The sequence below is a fragment of the Candidatus Nanopelagicales bacterium genome (assembly GCA_041393815.1).
GTDB lineage: Bacteria > Actinomycetota > Actinomycetes > S36-B12 > JAWKJK01 > JAWKJK01.
In genome coordinates this window covers 303,665-311,328 of the sequence record JAWKJK010000005.1, presented here as the reverse complement: position 1 = coordinate 311,328, position 7,664 = coordinate 303,665, and the positions used below count along the sequence as shown (strand labels likewise).

The 7,664-nt window shown below is 75.7% G+C and carries 5 protein-coding genes; 3 read left to right on the top strand and 2 right to left on the bottom strand.

Annotated features, from left to right (window positions below):
* Positions 1–178: 178 nt before the first annotated feature.
* Positions 179–931 carry an IclR family transcriptional regulator C-terminal domain-containing protein gene (locus R2737_15335; GenBank protein MEZ5117633.1) on the bottom strand — a complete coding sequence of 251 codons (753 nt, stop codon included), beginning with the start codon at positions 929–931 and terminating at the stop codon, positions 179–181.
* Positions 932–1,080: 149 nt separating this feature from the next.
* On the opposite strand from R2737_15335, the gene R2737_15330 reads away from it, so the two are divergent.
* Together R2737_15330 and R2737_15325 are read left to right on the top strand one after the other, a co-directional pair.
* On the top strand, positions 1,081–3,384 hold the full coding sequence (locus tag R2737_15330) for a hypothetical protein (GenBank protein MEZ5117632.1): 2,304 nt from the start codon (positions 1,081–1,083) through the stop codon (positions 3,382–3,384).
* Positions 3,374–4,078 carry a response regulator transcription factor gene (locus R2737_15325; protein MEZ5117631.1) on the top strand — a complete coding sequence of 235 codons (705 nt, stop codon included), beginning with the start codon at positions 3,374–3,376 and terminating at the stop codon, positions 4,076–4,078. The genes R2737_15330 and R2737_15325 overlap by 11 nt, the downstream gene beginning before the upstream one ends.
* 271 nt (positions 4,079–4,349) lie before the next feature.
* Here R2737_15325 and R2737_15320 read toward each other — a convergent pair whose 3' ends face one another.
* Positions 4,350–5,447, bottom strand: a complete 1,098-nt coding sequence (locus tag R2737_15320) for a DNA adenine methylase (protein MEZ5117630.1) — start codon at positions 5,445–5,447, stop codon at positions 4,350–4,352.
* Positions 5,448–5,536: 89 nt separating this feature from the next.
* Here R2737_15320 and R2737_15315 point away from each other — a divergent pair, with 89 nt between their 5' ends.
* Complete coding sequence (locus R2737_15315; GenBank protein MEZ5117629.1) at positions 5,537–7,591, top strand: alpha/beta-hydrolase family protein; 2,055 nt, start codon at positions 5,537–5,539, stop codon at positions 7,589–7,591.
* Positions 7,592–7,664 lie beyond the last annotated feature (73 nt).

Sequence of the window (7,664 nt, the reverse complement as noted above, 5' to 3'; positions counted from 1 at the left end):
CCCCCGCGGGCCCCCGCCCCCCCCCCCCCCGGGGGGGGGGGGTGTTGGTGGCCCCGCCCCCCCCCCCCCCCCCCCGGGGGGCGGGGGGGGCCGGTCCGTTCTTGTGTCCCCCCCGACCCCCCCACCACACGGAAGGTGACCGGGGCGTGGGCGTCCGCGGAGGGGGTAGGCCGGGAGCTCAGGCCAGGGCGAGGGTGCGGGACACCCGGGTGGCCGTCTCCCGCAGCGCCTCGGCGGCGCGGCGCAGGTCCCCCCGCCGGCCGCGCGCCGTGGTGGAGAAGCCCACCGACCCGATCAGCCGGTCCGTGACGACCGGGGCTGCGGCGCAAGAGACGCCCACGGCGTACTCCTCCCGGTCCAGCGCGATCTGCGGGTGCTCGCGCAGGTCGTCCCGCAGCCGGGTGCGGTCCACCGTCGTGTTCGGCGTGAGCCGGTGCAGGGGGTGCCGGGCCAGGTAGTCCTCGCGGTCCTCCTCGGCCAGGTGGGCCAGGATGCACTTCCCCAGCGCGGTGGCGTGCGCGGCGTCGTGCATCCCCACCCACAGGTCGATCCGCGGCGCCTTCGGCCCGTCGACGATCTCGGCCACCACGATCTCGCCGTCGTCGTGCAGCGCGAGATACACCGGCACCGTCAGCTCGTCCCGCAGCCACTCCAGTGCCGGCCGGGCCTGCGCGACGGCTCGAGCAGCTCGTCCGCGCCCGACCACCAGGTCCATCCGGTGGCCCAGGGCGTACGAGCCGTCCTCCAGCCGCTGCAGGTAGCCCTCGTGCACCAGGGTGCGCAACAGGTGGTACGTCGTGGGCAGGGCCAGGCCGGTCCGACGGGCCAGTTCCTTCGCGGTGGCCCGGCCCTCGGCGGCAGCGCACTCCTCCATCAGGTGCAGCGCGCGCTGCACCGACTGGATCAGGGTGGGCTCGTGGTCACCGGCCACCGGCGCGCCTCCTCGCTGCGGCCCGAATAGCCAGGCTACGTCCGGGGGGCCGTGCCCGGGGCAGGAACGCCGGTCCTGGAGCGCTCCCGCCGACCCGCGCAGGGCCACCCCCTGGGGTACCGTCGGGCCAGCACGTGGACGGGGGTCCGATGGGGCTGCAGGACGCGACCGCCACCGGAGCTGCGACCGCGGCCCCGGCGCCCCGCCGTGGCCCCGATCCCGCGGTCGAGGTGGTGGAGCGGGGTCTCATCGCCTTCGCCGTCGTGTGGCAGCTGGCCTGGATCTGGGCCGATCCGCGGCTGTGGCCGTGGTCGCAGGACGACCCGTTGATGGCCGCCGTCATCGTCCTCACCGGCGTGACCCTGGTGGCCGTCGTCGCCACCACCTGGGGCCCCGAGCCCTGGCGTCGGTGGCGCCATGCCGCGGAGGTCGCCAACGTCGCCGCGCTCGCCGGAGCCGCCCTGCTGTTCATGCTCGGGCCGGGGGGGGGGCTGGCGGACTGGCCCGCGGACGCGTCCCTGGTCAACGTGACCGTGTCCTACGCGGGCCTGCGGCTCGCCGCCCGCAGCGCCCTGGTCATCACCGCGGCCGGCGCCGTGATCGAGGTCGCCGCCCTCACCACGACCGAGCACGGCGGCCAGCCGCACGAGCACGCCTACCTCTACGGCCTGTATGCCGTGACGCTGGGCGTCGCGGCCACCGCGTCCTCGACCACCCTGCGCCGCGCCGCCGGCTCGGTGGCGGTGGCCTTCGACGACCTACTGCGAACCGCGATGGCCGCGCGGGTCACCGAAGCCGTGGCCCGGGACACCGCCGCCCGCGAGCGGCTCCTGCACGACTCGGTGCTCAACACGCTCACCGCTGTCGGCTGGGGCGTCGGCGACGACCGGGTCCGCGACGTCGAGCGAACCTGCGCCGAGGCGGCCCGCGACATCCGCGCGCTGGGGCGCGCCGGGATACCCGAGCCGGGTCCGGCGCACGTCGGCGCCGGCGAAGCACCGGACGTGGCACCGCAGAGCCGACTGGCCCGGGCGCTAGCGGATGCCCGGGCCTCGGGGGCGACGACCGAGGCCTCCCTCGGGGCACTGTCCTCGGTCCCCGAGCCCGAGCGACACGTCCTGCTCGACGCCGCCGCCGAGGCGGTCCGCAACGCCGCCCGGCACGCGCGCGCCACCCGGGTCAGCGTCACCGCCGCCCCGTCCCCGCACGCCCCGGACGAAGTGGTCCTCACCGTCACCGACGACGGGCAGGGCATGGACCTGGCCGCGTCGGAGCGACGACTCGGCATCGACCGCAGCATCCGCGGCGCCGTCGAGGGCATCGGCGGCTCGGTGATCATCACCTCCCCCGGCGGCGCCGGGACCAGCGTGCGGATCACCTGGTCCCCGACGCTGGCCTCGCTCGCGGACGAGCACTACGCCGCCGACGCCGCCAAGGTGACGACGCTGGTGGCGCCGGCGATCCTGCTCCCCACGGCCGTGCTGTCGGTCGCCACCCTCGCGGTGTCGTGGGACGAGTACCCCCTGGTCGTCTGGACCGCGGCGGGGATGGCCGTGTTCCTGGCCCTCGCCGCGTGGCTGTCCGTGTCCGGCGTACGCCGCCGCCGGTTGACCTGGTGGGACGTGGGCGCCGCATGCATCGCCACACCGCTCGTCTACCTGCTGGAGCAGCGAGCCCTGGACGGTGTCGCGCCGGACGTGTGGTCCTCGTGGAGCTCGGAGGCGATGAGCGCGGTTCTCCTGGTCGTGGTCATGGTCGGGCCGACCTGGTCGTGGGTCGCGGCCCTCGGCACGTGGTGGGCCACGATGGGGTTCGACCCGCTGGAGATCGTCCGACCGGGCGGGGCCCTGCTGGTGGCCGGCGCGCTGTTCGCCCGGGCCGTCCGCGGCCAGGTGCACGCATACGAGCGGGCCCGCGCCGACGCGGCGGGAGCGGCGGCGGAACTGGCGGCGGCGGCACGGGCGCTGGAGGTCAGCAGGGCCCGTTTCGCGACCCTGGAGCAGACGACGCTGCCCCTGCTCGACAGCCTCGCCGACGGGGTGCTCGACCCGCGCGACCCGGCGGTCCGGGCCCGCTGCGCCGAGGAGGAGCGGTTCGTCCGGACTCTGGTCCGGGTGGACGCGACCCGCAGCCCCGTCTTCGCCCTCGCGGTCCAGCTCGCCGTGGTGGCCCGGGCCCGCCGAGTGGCGCTCGACGTCCACGCCCCGGAGTCGCTCCCTGAGGTCGGGCGCGACCGGCTCGACGAGGTCCGCCGGCTGCTGTTCGCCGACCTCGACCGGTTGCCCCCCGAGACGACGGCGCAGCTGACCATCGACACCGACGACGACGAGGTGGTCGTGCACCTGGTCGCGCACCAGCAGATACCTGTGGTGGCGGCGGGCGAGGTGGCATCGGCCGCGGCCGACGAGGACGAACCGCTGTGGCGGGAGGTGCGGATCGCCCATGTCCCCTGACCCGCTGTCCGTCGCCATCGTCGACGACCACGCCCTGGTCCGCGAGGGCCTGGCCGCCCTCCTCGCCGGTCCCGAGGCCCCCGCAGAGATCGTGGTCGTCTACTCCGGGATGGACTGCGCGGAGGCCGCGTCGTCCGGAGCCAGGGTCGCCCTGCTGGACATCAACCTCGGTGACGGGGGGCGCGAGCTCGTCGGGTGCGTGCAGCAGCTGCGCGCCGCCGGGATCGCGGTCGTCCTGGTGAGCGAGGTCGGCGACACCGCCCTCATCCGCGACGGTATCGAGGCGGGCGCGCTGGGCTTCGTCCCCAAGGCGTCGCACGCGACCGATCTCGCGGAGGCGATGGCGGCGGCGCTGCGCGGTGAGCTGTCCCTGACCCCCGCGCTGGCCGCCGCCCTGCTCACCGCCCCGAGCCGGCCGCAGCTGAGCCCCCGCGAGCTGACCGCGCTGCGGCTCTACGCCTCCGGGCTGAAGATCGCTGCCGTGGCCCGCCGGATGGACGTCTCGCCCTACACCGTCAAGGAGTACCTCGACCGGGTCCGGGACAAGTACGCCGCCGCAGGCCGCGAGGCCCGGACCCGGACCCAACTGTTCGCCGCCGCGCAGCAGGACGGTCTGCTCGAGCCGGACACCCTGCAGGGCGGACCGGACCCCGACCGACCTACCGCGGGCGGCCCGGACCCCCGCGCGCGGTAGGCGCAAAGCCCCGCCGATGTCCCCCCGACAGGGGACATCGCTGGCCTTGCCCGTCCCCCGGGGCGGGTCTTCACTGGCAGGTGGAAGGCCCGGCGGGTACGGGGGGCTCGCCGGGCCTCGCCGCGTCCGGGCCGAGCCGGCGAATCGCCCGCTCGACGAGTTCCCAAAGCGGCCGGGCCGTACTACTGTGTTCCTGGTCCGAGCGTTGCTGTCTCCCCCGTCGGCAGCGCTCGGACTCCTTTGTGCCCGGGCCCTCGCGCCGGACGGTGGGTCAGCCGGCGACGGGGACCCCGACCGACACCCGAACCCCCGCCTCCGCGGCCGCGTCGACGGCCGCTGACACCATCGCCGAGACCGTGGCACCGGGGCCCGCGACCACCAGGTGCTCCACGTTGTGGCTGCGCCCCGGCGTGCCGACGCGGACACCGTTGCGGTCGTGGATCCCGATCCGCGAGCCGACGTACCGACGCGAGGGGACGTCCAGCACCGCGACCTCGCCGTACGCCCCGCACCAGGCCGCGATCTCGTCGGCGCCCACCCACGACTCGTCGTTGTGGGAGACCACGACGACGTCGGCATGGAGGTCCTCTATCACCGCGCGCAGGGCCGCCGGCATGGTCCGCCGACTGTTGAATGCGCTGCGGCCGTGGGGTTCTCGCAGGTCGCCCCGCTTGCACGCGACCCCATAGTGCTCCGGGGCGTCCCAGGCGACCAGGGTCTCCCACACGTGGTAGTTCGCGGTGTAGCGGTGCTGGTTGTACGGCGGGTCCACGTACGCCAGGTCCACCGGGCCGACCGCCGACGCCCATGTCGTCGCGTCACCGAGCACGGCGCGACCGGAGCCGGGCAGCAGCGGCGGGACCCGCAGGTCGAGGTCGGCGTACGACCGACGCGCCCACGTCTTGAGGTAGGCCATCTGCACGCCCGTCGTGGAGTCCACCCGGTCGGCCGCGAGCAGCAGCGCGGCGAGCAGGACCGGCTCGAGCGGGTCGCCCGAGAACTCGCGGGCGATGCCCTCGCGGATCGCATCGATGCGGGCAGCGTTGTGCGGCTGGAAGAAGCGGGCGCGCCGGCTGAAGGTCTCGGTGACGTAGCCGTCCGCCGGCGGCAGGGATGCCAGGTGCCGCAGCGCCCGGGCGAGCCGGTCGGCATCGACGCCGCGCCCGTCCGTGGCCACCAGGGCCTGCGCGAGCACCGCGGCGTAGCGGGCGGAGTCGACCGCGGTCACGTGCACCCCGCGGGCCTTCAGCTCCCGGGACACCCGGGCGGTCCCGGAGAACAGGTCGACAGCGGTCCGGGCACCGGCGGCGGCGGCCATGGCGCCCAGGACGGGCACCAGCCGCCGCTTCGACCCCAGGTACTTGATCACGCCCACCTCACCGGTCGCCCAGGCTAGGACGTGCGACCCGGTCCGCGCGGGAGGCCGCGCGGGGACGCCGGGGACGGCATGATCGGGGGGTGCGCAGACCGCAGTGGATCACCCGGTGGGCGGCGGACGTCGGCGCCCAGGCGGGTGTGCTGTCCGCCGCGTGGGCGGTCCCGGCGTCCTTCGGGCGCGGGCTGCTCCCCCGCTCGGCGATCGACCAGGCCGTCGCCACCGGGGTGGTCGCCACCGTCAACTACGAGCTGACGACCGCGACCTGGGCGGCACTGGAGGCCGCCGCCGCGCTGTGGCCGGGGCGCCGCCCGACGCCGCGGGCGACGATGATCGCCTCCGGGCTCACGTACGCGGGCGGGATGCTCGCGGCCCGCGCGCTGGAGCCGTACGCGGACTCGTCGCTGGCGACGGCCACCGTCCACACCAGTGCTCGGCGGCTGGCCTACACGGCGCTCGCCGGGGGGTCGATCACCGCGGCGCAGACGGCCCTGCACCGGGTGACCGGACTCCGGCCCGGGCTGGACACCACGCTGCTGCCCACCATGGCCATGGGCGCGGGCGTCGCCACGGCGGCGCTGGTCAACCGCGGGTCGCGGGCGCGGCGCTACGGGCTGGTCGACCCGGACCGGCCCGCGGTGCGGTCCGGCGGCGCGGGGACGCTGGCCAAGGCGGGGGTCCTCGGGGTCGGGGCCGCGGTCGGCATGAGCGCGATCGCGGTGGCCGAGCAGGCCGTCGCCGGGCTGATCGAGAAGGGCCTGGCCCGCGTGCTCGGGGAGGACGCCGGCGCCGCGGGCGGCTTCCTGGCCCACTCGGCGACACTGGCCCCCATCGTCGTCGGCAGCGCGGTGGCGCTGCGCCGGGTGACCGCCGGGATCGAGAAGCGCGACGACATCGTCGAGCCGGCCTACCAGCGGCCGCCGACGTCGGTGCACGTGAGCGCCGGGCCGAGCAGCATGGTCCCGTTCGACTCGATCGGCAAGGAGGGTCGCCGGTTCGTCCTGATGGCCCTGGAGGCCGGCGACATCGAGAAGGTGATGGGCGAGCCCGCGGTGGACCCGGTGCGGGTAGTGGCGGGATTCGACGCCGCCCCGACGGTGGAGGAGCGGGCGCAGCTCGCGGTGCGGGAGCTGGAGGCGCTCGGCGGCTTCGAGCGCGGGCTGATCTGCGTGGCGGCGCCCACCGGCGTGGGCTACTGCAACTACGTGGTCGCCGAGGCGCTGGAGTACCTCACACGCGGTGACTGCGCGATCGTGGTGCCGCAGTACGCGCTGGTGCCGTCCGCGCTGGCGCTGCCGGAGACCATGGCCGGGGTGCGGCTGACCCGGCTGGTGCTGGAGGGGATCCGGCGCCGGGTGGAGACGATGCCCGAGGCGGACCGGCCGCGGGTGGTGCTGCTGGGCGAGAGCCTGGGCGCCAACGTGGCCCTGGACGTGGCCGCGGGGCCCGGGACGGTCGTGGGGCCGCGGGAGTTCGACCACCTCGGCGTGTCCGGGGGGCTGTACCTCGGCGTGCCGTTCCGGACCGAGCTGTGGAAGCGGTGGCGCGAGTACCCCGACGCGATCGACCCCGACCACCGGCTGATCCTGGTGTCACAGCCGGACGAGGCGGACCCGCCGGTCCCGGGGGTGGGGCGGCACCTGCTGGTGGTGCACCACGACGACCCGGTCAACAAGTTCGCCTACACCATGGTGGTCGAGCGGCCGTGGTGGCTGGGGCCCCCGGCCTCGCGGCCGCCGATGGTGCCGCGGGAGACGCGGTTCCGGTCCATCACGTCGTTCGTGCTGGCGGTGGTGGACCTGAAGAACGGCATGCAGTCGCGGCCGGGGACGTTCGTACGGCGCGGCCACGACTATCGGATCGACGCCCGGCTCGGCCTGCAGGTGGCCTACGGGCTGCTCGCCTCACCGGAGCAGGTCGACCGGATCGAGTCGGCGCTGCGCTCCCGGGAGTCCGCGTGGGCGGCGCGGCGGCTGGTGAGCCGCAAGTACGACGAGGCCCGGCGGGCGATCGCGGCCGCGTTCGAGCAGTGGGGCGGCCAGGCGCTCGACATCGACGTCGCGGACCTCGACCCGACGGCGCAGGAGATCAAGGTCCCGCTGGCGTCCCGGCTGGGTTCCTCGGCCCCCGGCGCGTAGCGCGAGCGCCCTACTCCCTGCCGCCGGCCCCAGAGGCCGACACGCGGGGTCACTCCGCGGAAGATCACTGCGA